Source organism: Streptomyces arenae, from assembly GCF_022343545.1.
Classification (GTDB): Bacteria; Actinomycetota; Actinomycetes; order Streptomycetales; family Streptomycetaceae; genus Streptomyces; species Streptomyces humi.
Window position 1 is genome coordinate 96,688 of record NZ_JAKQYH010000008.1, and the last position, 15,553, is coordinate 112,240.

Below are 15,553 nucleotides of genomic sequence, written 5' to 3' on the forward strand. Positions count from 1 at the left end.
CCGCTCATAGTGCGCCACCCGGCAGTGGACGCCAGACCCGAGCTCACACAGAGAACACATCGATAACCAGTTGAAAGCAGCCCGACAGGAAAACGACAGCAGCCACGGGTGAAGCTCGACTCCCAGGACCCGATCAAGGAGCTGCCGACCCGTGACGACCGTCCAATCACCCTCTGCGCCCCCCACGGCGATACGCCCCAGGGTGGTGGCCCGCACGGGCCTGTACGCCGTGCTCGCCGTGAACGCGGCCGTGGTCGCCTGGTTCTTCGCCCAGGCGGGCTTCGCCTCCAACGTCCTGATCGTCATCGGCCGGCTGTTCGGTCTGTACGGCGCCCTCGTCATGGCCTTCCAGCTGGTGCTGGTGGCCCGGCTGCCCTGGCTGGACCGCCGGATCGGCATGGACCGGCTGACCTCCTGGCACCGCTGGACCGGCTTCGCCCTGCTGTGGACGCTGCTCGCGCACGCCGTCTTCATCGCCTTCGGCTACGCCGACGGCGCGGGCGTCGGCCCGGTCACCGAGGTCGTCGACCTCGCGGAGACCACGGAAGGCGTGCTCCGGGCCGTCGTCGCGCTCGGCGTCATCCTCGTGGTGGGCGCCGTCTCGGCCCGCTACGCCCGCCGCCGCCTCGCCTACGAGACCTGGCACTTCATCCACCTCTACACCTACGTGGCCGTGGTGCTGGCCTTCAGCCACCAGGTCGCGGTCGGTACGACCTTCACGTCGTCGGCCGCCGCCACGGCGTACTGGTACGCGGTGTGGGGCGTGGCCCTCGGCGCGGTCGTCGCCGGCCGTGCCGTGCTCCCCCTGTGGCGCAACCGCCGCCACCAGTTCCGGGTCTCCGCCGTCGTCCCCGAGTCGGACAACGTGGTCTCGGTCCACGTCACCGGCCGCGACCTGGACAGACTCGGCGCGCAGGCGGGCCAGTTCTTCCTGTGGCGGTTCCTGACCAAGGACCGCTGGTGGCAGGCGAACCCCTTCTCCCTCTCCGCCGCCCCCGACGGCCGCACCCTGCGCCTGACCGCCAAGGCCGCCGGTGACGGCAGCGCCGCCCTGCGCCACCTGAAGGTCGGCACCCGGGTCTTCGCCGAGGGCCCCTACGGCGCGTTCACCACCCTGCACCGCCGCAAGGCCGAGTCCCTGCTGATCGCGGGCGGTGTCGGGGTGACCCCCATCCGCGCCCTCCTCGAGGACCTCGAAGGCCACGCGGTCGTCATCTACCGCGTCGGCTCCGACCGGGACGCCGTCCTCTACGACGAACTGCGCGACCTCGCCGTCGCCAAGGGCGCCGAACTGCACCTGGTCACCGGCCCGCCGGTGCCCGACATGCTGGCCGCGCGCGAACTGGCCCGGCTGGTGCCGGACATCGCCGACCGGGACGTCTTCCTGTGCGGGCCGCCCCCGATGATGAACGCGGTGCTGCGCAGCCTGGGAGACCTGGGCGTGCCCAAGCCGCAGATCCACTTCGAGCGTTTCAGCCTGGCGGGATGAGAGGGACACCGTGAAGCGAGCCATACCTGTCGTCGTCCTGAGCATCGCGGGCCTGATCCCCGTCTGGCGCTACGAGCCGTCGATCGGCGGTACGACGTCCTCCACCGCCGAACCGGCCACGACCCCGTCCGCCGCCACCCCGTCCACTGCGGCGACCGGCGCCTCGGGCACGACCGCGGCCTCGGGCACGGGCGTCAAGGGGACGACCGTCAACACCGACAAGGGCCCGGTCCAGGTCCAGGTGACCTTCTCCGGTGACGAGATCACCGCCGTGAAGATGCTCCAGCAGCCGGACCACCCGCAGACGACGGCCGCGGTGCCGGTGCTGATCTCGGAGACGCTGAAGGCGCAGAGCGCGGACATCGACACCGTCTCCGGCGCCACGGTCACCAGCGACGGCTACAAGGAGTCCCTCCAGGCCGCGATCGACGCGAAGGGCTGATCATGCGCCGGGTCGAACACGTCATGGGCTTCCCGGTGTCGCTGCGCATCGACGACGAAGGGGACTTCGAGGAGGCCGCGGACGCCGCCTTCGCCTGGCTGCGCGAGGTCGACGAGCGGTTCAGCCCCTTCCGGCCGGACAGCGAGGTCTCCCGGCTCGACCGGGGTGAACTCCCCGGGACGTCGGTCTCCCCGGACCTCGCCGAGGTGCTCGCGCTGTGCGAGGAGTACCGGCTGGCGACCGGCGGCGCGTTCGACGTACGGCTGCCGGGCCGGGGCCTCGACCCGTGCGCGGTCGTCAAGGGCTGGTCGGTGCAGCGGGCCGCGGAACTGCTGTCGGCGGCCGGGGCGCGGCGGTTCGTGCTGAACGCCGGGGGAGACGTGGTCGCCTCCGGCGGGCCCTGGCGGGTGGGGGTACGGCACCCCGAACACGCCGACCGGCTGTGCGCGGTCCTGGAGTTGACCGACGGCGCGGTCGCCACCTCCGCCCGCTACGAGCGCGGCGACCACATCATCGACGGCCGCACCGGGCGTCCGGCGACCGGCCTGCTCAGCGTCACGGTCGTCGCCCCGACCCTGACGGAGGCGGACTCGGTGGCCACGGCCGCCTTCGCACTGGGCGCGGAGGGCACCGCGTGGGCGGCGGCCCGGCCGGGCTGCGAGGTGTTCGTGGTGGACGCGGAGCGGTCCGTGCTGCGGACGGCGGGGCTGCCGGTCGCCGGGGAACCCTCGGCGGCCGCCTGATCCCGCGGTCGCCCGCCCCGCCGGGGGCGGCCGGACAGTACGAACGGGCGGGCCGCCGGGATGTCTCCCGGCGGCCCGCCCGTTGGGGTCGTGGTCAGCTGACGTCGGACGCGTCCAGGCGGTACAGACCGCTGCTGGTCGAGGTGGTCGAGGTGGTCGAGGTGGTCGAGGTGGTGGAGGTGGTCGAGCTCGACGTGCTCGAACCGCTGCTGTACGCCGAGGACTTGACCGCCGTGCCGTGCTTCTTGACCCAGGCGGCGATCTCCGAGTCGGTGCCCTGACCGCCGTCGCTGCTGACGACGATGTAGTGCAGCTTGCCGGCCTTCACCAGGCTCTTGAGCTTGGCGAGGGTCATCGCGTCGTCGCTGCCGGACCAGCCGCCCATGGAGATCACGGGCTGGCCGGACTCCAGGATGATCGAGGAGGCCGTCTGGTCGGTGGCCACGGCCACCAGCCAGGTGGCGCCGTCCTGGTGCTTCTCGAGATACGTGATCATCTCGGAGGTGACCTGGGTGCCACCGCCCATCCCGCCGCCTCCGCCGCCCGTCTGACCGTCCTCGCTCGTGGACTTGCCGGACGAGGACTCACCAGACGTGGAGGAACCCGTGCCGGACGGAGGCTGCCCCATCGACTGACCGCTGGAGCTGGAGCTGGAGCCGCTTGAGCCGCTGGAGCCGGAGCCGCCGGGGAAGCCGCCGCTCGGGGCGCTCCCGCCGGATCCGCTGCCGGTCTTGCTCCCGCTCGGCGCGCTGCCGCTCGGGCGCTGGCCGCCGCCGCCCATACCGCCGCCGGTGTTCGGCCCGGCCGTCGGGTTGGTGCCGTTGGTGCTCGCGGTCGTGGCCGCCGAGACGGAGTAGGCCGCCGGTCCCGCCAGCAGGGCGACGACCGCCGCCAGCGCCGCGAAGCCGATCAGCTTCTGCCGCTTCATGAACCGTCCGACCAGCAGCCCGGTCACCGCCAGCGCACCGCCCAGCGCGGCCGCCACCTCGGCGACCGTGTACACCGTGCCGGAGCCGGAGACCCGCTGGAGCAGGACGACCGCCCAGACCGCGCTCGCGGCGACGGCCACCGGCAGCACCCAGCTCCACCTGGCCGCCGAGCCCTCCCGGAAGGCCTGGTACAGCATGACCCCGCCCGCACCGGCCAGGGCGGCGATCCCCGGCGCCATGGCGGTGACGTAGTAGGGGTGGAAGGTGCCCTCGGCGAGGGAGAAGGTCAGGAAGTGCAGGACGAACCAGCCGCCCCAGAGCATCAGCGCCGCCCGCCTGGCGTCGGTGCGCGGCGCCCGGCCGCGCAGCACCAGCCCGCCGCCCAGGGCGATCGCGGCGAACGGGATCAGCCAGGAGATCTGGCCGCCCATGATGTCGTTGAACATCCGGTACAGGCCCGAACTGCCGCCGAAGCTGGCCCCGTTGCCCGCCGAGCCCACCGAGGAACTCGCCCCGAAGATCCGGCCGAAGCCGTTGTAGCCGATGACCAGGTCCCACACGGTGTTGTCGGTGGAGCCGCCGATGTAGGGCCGCGAGGAGGCGGGGATCAGGTCGACGACCACCATCCACCAGGCGCTGCTCACGACGAGGGCGACCGTGCCGACGGCGAGGTTGCGGACGCGCCTGCCCAGCGACAGGTCCGTGGCCCACAGGTAGACCAGGAAGAACGCGGGCAGCACGACGTACGCCTGCATCATCTTGGTGTTGAACGCGAACCCGATCGCGACCGCCGACCAGACCAGCGGCAGCAGCCTGCCGGTGCGCACGGCCTTCAGCAGGGCGGCCGCGCCGAGCAGCATCAGGAAGACCAGGATCGGGTCCGGGTTGGTGTCCCGGTTGATGGCGACGGTGATCGGGGTGAGCGTCAGCACCAGCGCGGCGATCGTGCCCGCGACGACTCCGAAGTCCCGCTTGACGAGTCGGTACAGCAGGGCGACCGAGCCGGTGCCGACGGCCACCATCGGCAGCATCAACTGCCAGGTGCCGTACCCGAAGGCGCGGGCGGACAGGCCCATCACCCACAGTGCGAAGGGGGGCTTGTCGACGGTGATGAAGCTGCCGGAGTCCAGGGCGCCGAAGAAGAACGCCTTCCAGCTCTTGGTGCCGGAGTAGACCGCCGCGTCGTAGAAGGTGTTGCCGGTGAGGGAGGAGAGGTTCCAGGCGTACAGGGCGGTGGCCAGGAGCAGGATCGCCCACAAGGCCGGGCGGGCCCAGCGCGGGTCCTCGGGGGCGCCCAGGAACAGCCTTCTGGCGCGGGAGACCGGCGGGGTGTCGGCCCGGTGCCGGCCTTCCTGGGCAGGGGCGGGCGGCGGGGCGAGGGTCGTCATGACGCGTACTCCATGGGCTCGGCGGCGGTGCCTGCCGCGGTGGGCAGGGCCGTGACGTTCTGCGGGACGGTGGTGCGGCGGGGTACGGCGGGGACGCGGGTGCGGCCGGTGACGGTGGACCGGAACATCCGGCCCATGCCCCTGAGGTCGTCCACGGCGGTGCGGACGATGTCGACCCGGCTGTCGGGGTCGTCGACCCAGTCGACCGGGACCTCGTGCACGCGCAGCCCGTTGCGCTGGGCGAGCACCAGCAGTTCGGTGTCGAAGAACCAGGCGGTGTCCTCGATGTGCGGGGCGAGGGCGCGGAACACGTCGGCGCGGACGGCCTTGAAGCCGCACTGCGCGTCCGAGAACCGGGCGCCGAGACCCGCCTTGAGCAGCAGGTTGTAGGAGCGCGAGATGAACTCCCGCCTGGGGCCGCGTACGACGGCCGCCTGCCGGTGCAGCCGGCTGCCGATCGCGAGGTCGCTGTGCCCGGACAGGAGCGGGGCGACCAGGGGCAGGAAGCCGTCGAGCCCGGTCGACAGGTCGACGTCCATGTAGGCGACGACGTCGGCCGTGGAGCGGCTCCACACGTGCTTCAGGGCGCGGCCCCGGCCCTTCTGCTCCAGCCGTCGCGCGTGCACGTGCGGCAGCCGCAGGGTCAGGCCGGTCGCCACCGTCCAGGTGGCGTCCGTGCTGGCGTTGTCCGCGATCGTGATGCGGAACGGGAACGGGAAGGACTCCTCGAGGTATGCGTGGAGACGGCAGATGCTGTCGGCGAGGACGTGTGCCTCGTTGTGGACCGGCACCACGATCTCGACCGACCGGCGCCGGACGCCTCCCGCGTTCGTTTCGTTCATGGCCACGACCATCGGGGCGCTGTCTGGGGCGGTCCTGAGGCTTCACTGAGCGAAGAATGAGAATCAGGGAACTCACAGCTGCCGCACAGTGGAAACCGGGAGGTCACAGACTGAAGACAACCAGTCAGTCGCCAAAGTCCTGAAACACTGGCGGTCTAAACTCTTGCCGCAATGGCCTGTGCCACGGCGACCGTGGTCGAAAATCGGGCAATCTCAGCCAAACCCGAAGGGTATTCGGCGCTTTGATACGGATAGATTCAGTCACCAAGCGGTACCCGGACGGTACGGTCGCCGTCGACCGGCTCTCCCTCGAGATACCGGACCGCTCGATCACCGTCTTCGTCGGTCCCTCGGGCTGCGGCAAGACGACGACCCTGCGGATGATCAACCGGATGGTGGAGCCCAGCGAGGGCCGCATCCTCCTCGACGGCGCCGACATCCACGCGCAGCCCGTCAACACCCTTCGCCGGTCCATGGGTTACGTCATCCAGAACGCCGGACTCTTCCAGCACCGCACGATCGTCGACAACATCGCCACCGTGCCCCGGCTGCTCGGCTGGAGCAAGCAGAAGGCGCGGGCCCGGGCGGCCGAACTCATGGAGCGGGTGGGCCTCGACGCCGCGCTCGCCAAGCGCTACCCGTACCAGCTCTCCGGTGGCCAGCAGCAGCGCGTCGGTGTCGCCCGGGCGCTCGCCGCCGACCCGCCCGTGCTGCTGATGGACGAGCCGTTCTCCGCCGTCGACCCCGTGGTCCGCAAGGGACTTCAGGACGAACTGCTGCGTATCCAGGACGAGTTGGGCAAGACCATCGTCTTCGTCACCCATGACATCGACGAGGCGATCAAGCTCGGCACGATGGTCGCCGTGATGCGCACCGGCGGTCACCTCGCCCAGTACGCGCCCCCCGCCGAACTGCTCACCGCCCCCGCCGACGAGTTCGTCGAGGACTTCCTCGGTGCCGACCGCGGTATCCGGCGGCTCTCCTTCTTCCCGTCCACGGGGCTGGAGTTGCAGCGGGCCCCGATCGTCGCGATCGACGCCGACGCCGGCCGGCTCGGCGCCCGCGCCTCGGCCGACGCCCCCTATCTCCTCGTGACGGACCTGGACGGCAGGCCGCTCGGCTGGGGCGAGCCGCAGGACCTCACCGCCGGTTCGATCGACCCGGCCCGACTGCTGTCGTACGGACGGCCCTTCACGCCCGGCCGGGACTCGCTGCGCGCCGCCCTCGACGGCTCCGTGCTCTCCCCGACCGGCTGGGCGGTGGCCGTGGACGGCGAGGGACGCGCGGTCGGCGTCGTCTCCCAGCAGGTCATCGGCGCCGCGATCCGCACCGCCCACGCCGAGGGCCGCGACGACGCGAGGGTCGGGGGATGAGCGGCTTCTTCGACATCCCCAGCGACCTCCAGAACACCTACTTCGGTCTGATCGGCCTGCACCTGCGCGAGGCCCTGGTCCCGGTCCTGGCCGGTCTGCTGGTGTCCCTGCCCGTCGCCCAGCTCTGCGTGCGCTTCCGCTGGCTGTACCCGCCGGTCCTCGGCGTGACCACGATCCTGTACGCCATCCCCTCCCTGGCCTTCTTCGTCGTCCTCATCGACTACACGGGCCAGACCGAGACCACGGTGATGATCCCGCTCTCGGTCTACAGCCTGGTGGTGCTGGTCCCGGCCATCGTGGACGGCGTCCGCTCGGTCCCCGCGGAGACCCTCGCCGCGGCCACCGCGATGGGCCTCGGGCCCGTACGCCGGTACTTCCAGGTGCAGTTGCCGATCGCCGTCCCCGCCATCATCGCGGGCCTGCGGGTGGCCACCGTCTCCAGCATCTCCCTGGTCAGCGTCGGCATGCTGATCGGCAACCAGGGCGCCCTCGGCAACCTGCTCAACGACGCGAACCTCTACCACCGCCCCGAACTGGCGGTGAACTCCGTGGTGACGACGGCCGTGCTGGCGATCCTGGCCGACGCGTTCCTCGTCCTCGTCCGCCGTGTGCTGACGCCCTGGATGCCGAAGGAGAGCACCCGGTGAACGTCCTCAACTTCATCCACGCCTTCTTCAGCGACAGTTCGCACTGGCACGGCTACGACGGCATCCCCGCCCGGGTGTGGGAGCACATCCAGTACTCCCTGGAGGCGCTCGGCTACGCGGCCCTGATCGGCCTGCCGGTCGGCCTGGTCACCGGCCACTACGGCCGCGGCGGCAACGCCCTCGCCCTGATCGCCACGGCCGGCCGCGCGCTGCCCAGCTTCGGCCTGCTGGTCCTGATGTTCATCTGGCTGGGCTTCGGCCTGCTGCCGGTGATGATCCCGCTGGTGATCCTCGCCGTACCGCCGATCCTGGTCACGACGTACGAGGCGCTCCGCTCGGTCGACCCGTCCCCGGTGGATGCCGCCCGGGGCATGGGCATGACCGAGTCACGCATCCTGTTCCAGGTCGAACTCCCGGTGGCCCTGCCGCTGATCCTCAGCGGCCTGCGTTCGGCGGCCATCCAGATCGTCTCGACGGCGACGATCGCGGCCTACGTCAGCCTGGGCGGCCTCGGCCGCTACATCATCGACGGCCTCTACCAGAAGAACTACGAGAAGGTGGTGGGCGGCGCCACCCTGGTGGCAGCCATGGCCCTGGCCACCCTGGGTATCTTCTGGGCGGTACAACGACTGACGGTCTCTCCCGGCGTACGGCGGAGTTAGCGCCCCGTCAGGGGCAGCGCCCCGTAGGGGCGCGGGGAACTGCGCGACCAGCCACACAGGGCCCGCAGTTCCCCACCCACCGCACTACCCCCCACTACGCGCCAGCGCCAGCTCCAGCACAACAAGCAGCGCATCCCGCACCGAACCCCGTTCCCGCGCGTCAAAGACGACCAGCGGAGTCCCGTCGGCGACATCCAGCGCCCACCGCACCTCGTCCAGCGTGTGCTCGACCTGCCCGTCGAACGCGTTGATCGCGACGGCGAACGGGATCCCCTTGTGCTCGAAGTAGTCGACGGCGGCGTAGCAGTCGTCCAGGCGACGCGTGTCAACGATGACGAGCCCGCCGAGCGCCCCCTCCACGATGTCGTCCCACATGAAGCCGAACCGTTCCTGCCCGGGTGTGCCGAACAGGTACAGCTTCAGCGTCGGGTCGATGGTGATGCAGCCGAAGTCCATCGCCACGGTCGTGGTCGTCTTGCGCGGGGTGAGCGACAGGTCGTCCACCCCCGCCGCGACCTCGGTGATCGACGCCTCGGTGGTCAGTGGCTCGATCTCCGAGATCGAGCCGACGGCGGTGGTCTTGCCCACGCCGAAACCGCCCGCGATGACCATCTTCACCGGCAGCGGCGGCCGTACGGCCGTACGCCCGGCGCCCCGGGTCAGCGAGTCAGTCGGTGTCACGGAGTACCCCTCGGGAGTCGGGGATGGCCCGCAGGCCATCGATAACCCTGCGCAGGACGGACGAGTCGTGGGTGGCCTCGAAGTCCGGCACGTGGACCGTCAGCTGCCCGGCCTCGCGCAGGTCTTCTGCCAGCACCCGGACCACGTTCAGGTGCAGCCGCAGCCGGGCCGCCAGTTCCGCGAGCGACTGCGGAATCCGGCACGCCGCGATGATGTCGTGCTGCTCGAAGGAGAGCCGGTCCAGCACCGCGAGCCCGGCGGTGGTGGCCACCACCTGGGTCTCGACGGGCATCGCCGGTCCGGAGGCGCTGTCCGCCACCCGGCCGGCGGTGACCAGGAACGGCCGTACGGCGGGGGCGGGGCCTACCGGGTCGCTGCCCGGGGGCGGTGAGCCGTCCGCCATGGCTGTGTCTTCCTCTCTCGACCGGATCTCTACCGGAGATCCCGGTCAGCGCGTCTGTGGGACGCCGACACTGTTCTTCAGCTCCAGGACGAGCTGCGGACTGAGCGCCGCACCGGCGCGGTTGGCGAACAGCGTCATCTCGTAGGCGATGTTGCCCAGCTTCGCCTCGTTGTCGGCGACCACGCCGAGCACCGCGCCGTTGCCGATCGCCGAGACGATGACGTGCCCGCCCTCCAGATCGATGATGACCTTGTTGAGGCCGCCCAGCCCGTAGTTGCCGGAGGCCCCGGCGGCCAGGCTGGTGATGCCGGAGACGATCGCGGCCAGCCGCTCGGAGTGGGCGCGCTCGCGTAGTTCCGACACGGCGATCAGCAGACCGTCGGAGGACACGGCTATCGCGTCGACCACGCCTGCGGTCTCGGTCGCGAAGCGGTTCAGCAGCCAGGTGAAGTCGGCTGCGGCCGCCTGCAGGTCGGTCGGCGTGACGCCGCCCGTCGGGGTGTCACCTGTCGACGTGCTCACTGCTCGGCTCCTTCCGGAAGGTGGATCTGGTCGTGCTGCGGGTTCGGTTCGGGGTGCGGCGCCGGCCGCTCGTGGCTGCCGGTGTCGCTGTCGCGCCGGGCGCGCTCCACCGCCGCCTCGAACTCGTCCAGGGCGTCCCGCTCGGCCTCGGCGTCGCGGGTGCGTGGCGGCTGGGCCAGGGCCTGGGCGGCTCCGACGGTGGTGCGCAGAGTGGCGCCGCGCACCCGGCGGCGCAGGGGGCGGGTGCCGTCGCCGCTGTCGGCCGGGGGTTCGCCGGAGCGCGCGGCGGGGATCAGCGGGGCCGTGGCGTCGACGGTGGGCCGGGGCGGTGGCGTGGCGTCGGCCGGCGTCGAGGTCAGCGGTGGCGTGGCGTCGGCCGTCGTCGAGGTCAGGGGTGACCTGGTGGCTGCCGGAGGGGTCGGCGGGGCCGTTCCGGTGTCGGTGGGGGCCGGCTCCCGGCGCGGTACCCGGCGGGGGAGCGAGCCCTCCGCCTCCGCGGTGGCGTGCTCCTGGCCGGAGGCCCAGCTCGGCGTGGCCGCGCCACCCCGCACCGGGGCCGTCCCGGCCGGCACCGAGGCCGCCGGAGTCGGTCCGGTCGGCTCGGCCGGCGCCGCGGGCTCCACGGTGAGCGGGCTGCCGGTGGTGTCGGCCACCGCGCTCATCGTCAGCAACAGCCGCGAGGGCAGCGTCACTTCGGCGGTGACACCGCCGCCCGGGGTCCGGGTCAGCTCGACGCCGATCTCCCAGCGGCGGGCCAGCGCACCCACCACGAACAGACCGAGCACCTTGGTCGGCACCAGGTCGAGCCGCTCACGGCGGATCAGCCGGGCGTTCTCCTCGGCCAGCCGCTCGGAACTCATGCCGAGGCCGTGGTCGGTGACAACGATGTGCGCACCCTGGTCGCCGGAGCGCACGGTCACCTCGACCGGGCTGCCCGCCGGTGAGAACGACACCGCGTTCTCCAGGAGTTCGGCCACCATCAGGGTGAGGTCGCCGATGATGTCCGGCTCGATCATGGCGTCCGTGCCGGCGTACAGCCGTACCCGCTGGTATCCCTCGATCTGGCCGAGCGCGGCCCGTACGACGTTGGACACCGGGGTGGGTCCCGCGGCCAGCACGGTCTCGCGGATGCCGGCCAGCAGCATCAGGCTGTCGGCGTTGCGGCGCAGGCGGACGGCGATGTGGTCGATGGAGTAGAGGCGTTCCAGGAGCGCCGGGTCGGTCTCGGCCCGCTCCACCGCGTCGATGAAGGCCAGCTGGCGGGTGGTCAGGTTGCTGACGCGGCGGCCGACGTTGCCGAACATCTCGGCGGTGTTGCGGCGGCTGAGCACCTGGCGTTCCAGCAGCGCCGCGGCCGTCGTCTGCACCTGGTTGAAGGCCTCGGCCAGGTCGCCGATCTCGTCCCGGGCGGTGACCGGCATGTCCCGCAGCCGGGGCGGGCCCGCGTCCTCGGCGTCGTCGTCGGCGACGCGGGCGAGTTCGCGGCCCGCCACCTCGGCGACCTCGTGCGCGACCCCCGTGAGGGCCTGCACCGGGCGGATCACCGAGCGGCGCACCAGCACCGAGAGCGCGAGCCACAGGACGAAGCCGAGCAGCGCGCCGCCCAGCAGCAGGCTCGCCCGCAGTTCGGCGGCCCGGTCGGTGGCGTCGGCGCGGGCGGCGATCTGGCCGATCAGCGAGGTGGTGATGGTCAGCCGGGCGGCGGCCTGGTCGTGATAGGCGGGGTAGTCGCTCAGCGCGTCCTTCACGGCCCGCCGGATCTGGTCCTGGTTGCCGGAGACCAGCTTGGTCGGGTCGATCTGCAACTCGGCGAAGGCCTCGGCGATGGCGCTCTGCGCCTTGGTGTGCTCGATGTCGGCGAGCTGCCGGGCCTGCCCCTCGGTGGCGAACCGGGCGAAGCGGCCGGCCTGGTGCTGGTAGAGGTCGTAGGCACCGACCGCGTTGGTGAACTCGATCAGCGCGTTGGTGTCCCCGGTGGTGGCGGCGAGCACGTTGGTCTCGAAGGCGCCGTGGGCGGCGTCCGCGCGCAGCAGCGAGTCCAGCAGGTTTCCGGTGAAGGTGGAGGCGAGGCTGGTGTTGCGGTCCAGACCGAGGCCGTCGATCAGGTCGTTGGCCGCGTTGGAGTACGCCGGGTCGATGTTGTCGGCCGGCAGGTAGGACTGCTCGACGGACTGGCGGAGGCTGGAGAGTCCCTCCACCTGGCGCAGGGCGTTCGACTCGGTGTCCGGCAGGTCGCCGCCGAAGGCCTCACGGACCGTCTGGACCTGGTCGTTCACCGCCTTCTGGGCGGCGCGGTAGGCGGCCGTCGAGGGCTTGCCGTCGCCGGCCTCGTACCGGGCGGACAGCAGGATCGCCTGCTGGTGCTCGGCCTCGACCTTGTCCACCAGCCGTGCCACGCCCGCGCTGTCACGCACCATCTGGGCCGCGGTCTCCGCGCTGCTGGACTGCTGGAGCAGATCGGTGAAGACGTACGCCAGCAGGACGGCGATCACGGCGAGCGGCACACCGACCAGCAGGTTGAGCTTGCGTCGGAAGGGCCAGCGGTCGGCGAATCCCCGTATCCCGCTCCGTTCCGGGGCGGGCCGGACGGGCGCGTCCACCTGGTTCGTGGACACCGGGCCTCCTTCATGAGGGTGTCTGGTCTGTGGGGGGCGTCTTCACCCCGAGCTGTTGCGGAACGACACCGAGTAGCGGGCCCCGTGCACCGCTGTGACCGATATCAACTGCCGTGAGACTACAGCGTTCTTGAAGCGCCATTCCGCTTGCTCTTTATCAAGAATCCGTTACAAAGAGACCGCTCTCCGTCCACAACTGGCCACGGATCGAAGCCAATCGGTGACCCGGAGACACTTGACTGACCGAGAACAGGCTGGATTGGATCGTGCGGAGTGGTTCGCTACACCCCCACCCTTCCCACAGCTCCCGGAACGGCAACCGTGACTTCCAACACCCTTCCCAGCAGGTCAATCCGGACATACCGAGGCGTGGCGGCCGTCGCGCTCGCCGCGACGACGGCCCTGCTGGCGGGCTGTTCCTCCTCCTCCGACGACAGCAAGTCCGACCCGCTGTCGGACAGCAAGGCGAGCGGCGACACCGTCGTCGTCGGCTCCAACAACTTCGCCGAGAGCACCCTGATCGCGGACATCTACGGTGAAGCGCTCAAGGCCAAGGGCGTCAAGGTCACTTACAAGCCGAACATCGGCAGCCGCGAGACCACCTACGGCCTGCTCAAGAACGGTTCGATCTCGGTCCTGCCCGAGTACAACGGCGCCCTGCTCGCGTACCTCGACCCCAAGGCCACTCCGAAGACCGTCGAGGAGACCACCAAGGCCATCGAGGCCAAGCTCGACTCCAAGCTGACGCTGCTGGACGCGGCGGAGGCGCAGGACAAGGACACGGTGACGGTCAACGCGACGACCGCCGCCAAGTACAACCTCACCGAGAAGTCCTCGATCGGCGACCTGAAGAGCATCGCCAAGGACCTGGTCATCGGTGCCTCGCCGGAGTTCCAGACCCGCCAGCAGGGCCTGGTCGGCCTCAAGTCCGTGTACGGCCTGGAGTTCAAGTCCTTCAAGGCGCTCGACGCGGGCGGCGCGCTGACCGAGGCCGCCCTGACGAAGAACTCGGTGCAGGCCGCCGACATCTTCAGCACGGACCCGACCATCACCAAGGAGAAGTTCGTCGTCCTCCAGGACCCGGAGAACCTCTTCGGCTTCGAGAACGTCCAGCCCCTGGTCTACAAGAGCGCCCTGAACCAGACGGCCACCGACGCCCTCAACGCCGTCTCCGCCAAGCTGGACACGGCGACCCTGCTGGACCTGGACACCCAGGTGCAGTCGGACAACAAGGACCCGCTGGACGTCGCCCAGGCCTGGCTGAAGAAGGTCGGCCTCACCAGCTGACCCGCACGCCGGCGACGGCGTCGGTGAGCCCCGGACCGATCCGGCTCACCGACGCCGTCCGACGCGTGGGATTCCGTCACCGAAGGCCTGATGGGTGGAGGAAAACGGCCGGCTCCGGTCGGAAACCGTCGGTCGCGGCGCTCCCGTCCGCACGCTCCTCCCATGACAACCGCACCCGCTCAGAGCCCCGCGGCCGCCGCCCCCTACCCCTGGCGCCGGCCCGCTCTCGTCGCTCTCCTCCTCGCCGAGGCGATGAACCTCCTGGACGCGACGATCGTCCAGGTCGCCGCCCCCGCCGTGCACGCCGACCTCGGCGGACCGGTCTCCGACGTCCAGTGGTTCAGCACGGCCTACACCCTGCCGTTCGCGGTCCTGCTGATCACCGGTGGCCGCCTCGGCGACATCGCCGGCCGCCGCAGGCTCTTCGTCCTCGGCGTCACCTTGTTCACCGCCGCCTCGGCCGCCTGCGCCCTGGCGCCGTCCCCCGCCCTGCTGATCGCCTTCCGCGCGGTGCAGGGCGCCGCGGCGGCGGTGATCATCCCCCAGACCATCGGCCTGATCAAGGCGATGTTCACGGGCGACGAGATGTCCCGCGCGCTGGGCAGCATCGGCCCGGTGATGGGACTCGCGGCGGTCAGCGGCCCGATCCTCGGCGGTGTCCTCACCCACGCCGACCTGCTCGGCTCCTCCTGGCGCGCCGCGTTCCTGGTGAACGTCCCGGTGGGCCTGACCGTCCTGGCGCTGTCCCCGAGGATCCTGGAGGACCGCGCCCCCCACCGCCCCGCCCTCGACTGGCCGGGCACAGCCCTCGCGGCGGCCGGCACCGGTCTGCTGGTCCACCCCCTGATCGGCGCGAACCTCGCCGAACTCCCGCCGCGCAACTGGGCGTTGCTCGCCGCTGGCCTGCTCATCCTGGCCGCCTTCGCGGTGCGGCAGCGCCGTACGAAGGCGCCCCTGCTGGAACCGACCCTCTTGACCCACCGGGGCTTCCCGCCCGCTCTCGCCACCTCGACGGCGTTCTTCGCGATGACCAACGGCCTGCTGACCGTGGTGGTCCTCCAGCTCCAACTCCAGTCCGGAGCGGGCGTGCTGACGGCAGGCCTGAGCCTGACCCCGTGGTCCGTCGGGCTGGCGGTCGCCTCGTGGCTGTCCGGCCGCCGTGGCGCCCGGCGCCGCATGATGCCCTACGGCCTGGCCCTGGTCCTCCTGGGCCTGACCGCCGCGACAGCGGTGTACGCGACCACCGCCCCCACCCGCTACCCCTGGCCGCTCGTGCCCGCGCTGGCCCTGGTCGGCTTGGGCGCGGGCCTGTTCACCCCCGCCTTCTTCACCATGGCCCTGCAGCCGTTGCGCCCCCAGGAGGTCGGCTCGGCGGCGGGTGCGCTGAACGCCGTACAGCAACTGGGGGCGACACTCGGCGTGGCCGTCCTCGGCAGTACCTACCTGGACGGCTCGGCGGAGGCCGCCTGTGCCGTGGCCGTGGCCCTCACCGCACTGTGCTGGGCCACGAGCCGCCGCATGTGACGGCCT

Annotated in this window: 14 protein-coding genes; 8 read left to right on the forward strand and 6 right to left on the reverse strand. The window is 71.3% G+C overall.

Annotated elements, in window-relative coordinates:
• Window positions 1–151: 151 nt before the first annotated feature.
• From MB828_RS04450 to MB828_RS04460, 3 genes are read left to right on the forward strand one after another with little or no spacing between them, the layout of a single operon-like run.
• Window positions 152–1,489 (forward strand): ferredoxin reductase family protein, encoded by a 1,338-nt coding sequence (locus tag MB828_RS04450; protein WP_301647008.1) that lies wholly within the window; start codon window positions 152–154, stop codon window positions 1,487–1,489.
• Between the two features lie 10 nt (window positions 1,490–1,499).
• Window positions 1,500–1,931: an FMN-binding protein gene (locus MB828_RS04455; protein ID WP_301647009.1), complete on the forward strand. Its 432-nt coding sequence runs from the start codon at window positions 1,500–1,502 to the stop codon at window positions 1,929–1,931.
• Window positions 1,932–1,933: 2 nt separating this feature from the next.
• Entirely contained in the window at window positions 1,934–2,674 is a 741-nt protein-coding gene (locus MB828_RS04460) for an FAD:protein FMN transferase (protein WP_133027676.1), read from the forward strand.
• 94 nt (window positions 2,675–2,768) lie between these two features.
• Here MB828_RS04460 and MB828_RS04465 read toward each other — a convergent pair whose 3' ends face one another.
• Window positions 2,769–4,991: an ArnT family glycosyltransferase gene (locus tag MB828_RS04465; RefSeq protein ID WP_301647010.1), complete on the reverse strand. Its 2,223-nt coding sequence runs from the start codon at window positions 4,989–4,991 to the stop codon at window positions 2,769–2,771.
• Window positions 4,988–5,833: a dolichyl-phosphate beta-glucosyltransferase gene (locus MB828_RS04470; protein ID WP_343236149.1), complete on the reverse strand. Its 846-nt coding sequence runs from the start codon at window positions 5,831–5,833 to the stop codon at window positions 4,988–4,990. Before MB828_RS04470 ends, MB828_RS04465 begins: the two co-directional genes overlap by 4 nt.
• Before the next feature lie 242 nt (window positions 5,834–6,075).
• On the opposite strand from MB828_RS04470, the gene MB828_RS04475 reads away from it, so the two are divergent.
• The 3 genes from MB828_RS04475 to MB828_RS04485 are packed head-to-tail and all read left to right on the forward strand — an operon-like array spanning window position 6,076 to window position 8,515.
• On the forward strand, window positions 6,076–7,206 hold the full coding sequence (locus MB828_RS04475) for an ABC transporter ATP-binding protein (RefSeq protein ID WP_165941667.1): 1,131 nt from the start codon (window positions 6,076–6,078) through the stop codon (window positions 7,204–7,206).
• Window positions 7,203–7,853: an ABC transporter permease gene (locus tag MB828_RS04480; RefSeq protein WP_133027673.1), complete on the forward strand. Its 651-nt coding sequence runs from the start codon at window positions 7,203–7,205 to the stop codon at window positions 7,851–7,853. The genes MB828_RS04475 and MB828_RS04480 overlap by 4 nt, the downstream gene beginning before the upstream one ends.
• On the forward strand, window positions 7,850–8,515 hold the full coding sequence (locus MB828_RS04485; protein ID WP_301647011.1) for an ABC transporter permease: 666 nt from the start codon (window positions 7,850–7,852) through the stop codon (window positions 8,513–8,515). The genes MB828_RS04480 and MB828_RS04485 overlap by 4 nt, the downstream gene beginning before the upstream one ends.
• 84 nt (window positions 8,516–8,599) lie before the next feature.
• Here MB828_RS04485 and MB828_RS04490 read toward each other — a convergent pair whose 3' ends face one another.
• The 4 genes from MB828_RS04490 to MB828_RS04505 are packed head-to-tail and all read right to left on the reverse strand — an operon-like array spanning window position 8,600 to window position 12,736.
• Window positions 8,600–9,196, reverse strand: coding sequence for a GTP-binding protein (locus MB828_RS04490; RefSeq protein ID WP_293993635.1), 597 nt, complete (start codon window positions 9,194–9,196; stop codon window positions 8,600–8,602).
• Window positions 9,183–9,599 (reverse strand): DUF742 domain-containing protein, encoded by a 417-nt coding sequence (locus MB828_RS04495; RefSeq protein ID WP_133027670.1) that lies wholly within the window; start codon window positions 9,597–9,599, stop codon window positions 9,183–9,185. Before MB828_RS04495 ends, MB828_RS04490 begins: the two co-directional genes overlap by 14 nt.
• A 45-nt stretch (window positions 9,600–9,644) precedes the next feature.
• Entirely contained in the window at window positions 9,645–10,121 is a 477-nt protein-coding gene (locus MB828_RS04500) for a roadblock/LC7 domain-containing protein (RefSeq protein WP_132890098.1), read from the reverse strand.
• Window positions 10,118–12,736 (reverse strand): sensor histidine kinase, encoded by a 2,619-nt coding sequence (locus MB828_RS04505; protein ID WP_301647012.1) that lies wholly within the window; start codon window positions 12,734–12,736, stop codon window positions 10,118–10,120. The genes MB828_RS04500 and MB828_RS04505 overlap by 4 nt, the downstream gene beginning before the upstream one ends.
• Before the next feature lie 321 nt (window positions 12,737–13,057).
• Here MB828_RS04505 and MB828_RS04510 point away from each other — a divergent pair, with 321 nt between their 5' ends.
• Both MB828_RS04510 and MB828_RS04515 read left to right on the forward strand, forming a co-directional pair.
• Window positions 13,058–14,023, forward strand: a complete 966-nt coding sequence (locus MB828_RS04510; RefSeq protein ID WP_133027668.1) for an ABC transporter substrate-binding protein — start codon at window positions 13,058–13,060, stop codon at window positions 14,021–14,023.
• Window positions 14,024–14,185: 162 nt separating this feature from the next.
• Complete coding sequence (locus tag MB828_RS04515; RefSeq protein ID WP_301647013.1) at window positions 14,186–15,547, forward strand: MFS transporter; 1,362 nt, start codon at window positions 14,186–14,188, stop codon at window positions 15,545–15,547.
• The last annotated feature ends 6 nt before the right edge of the window (window positions 15,548–15,553 follow it).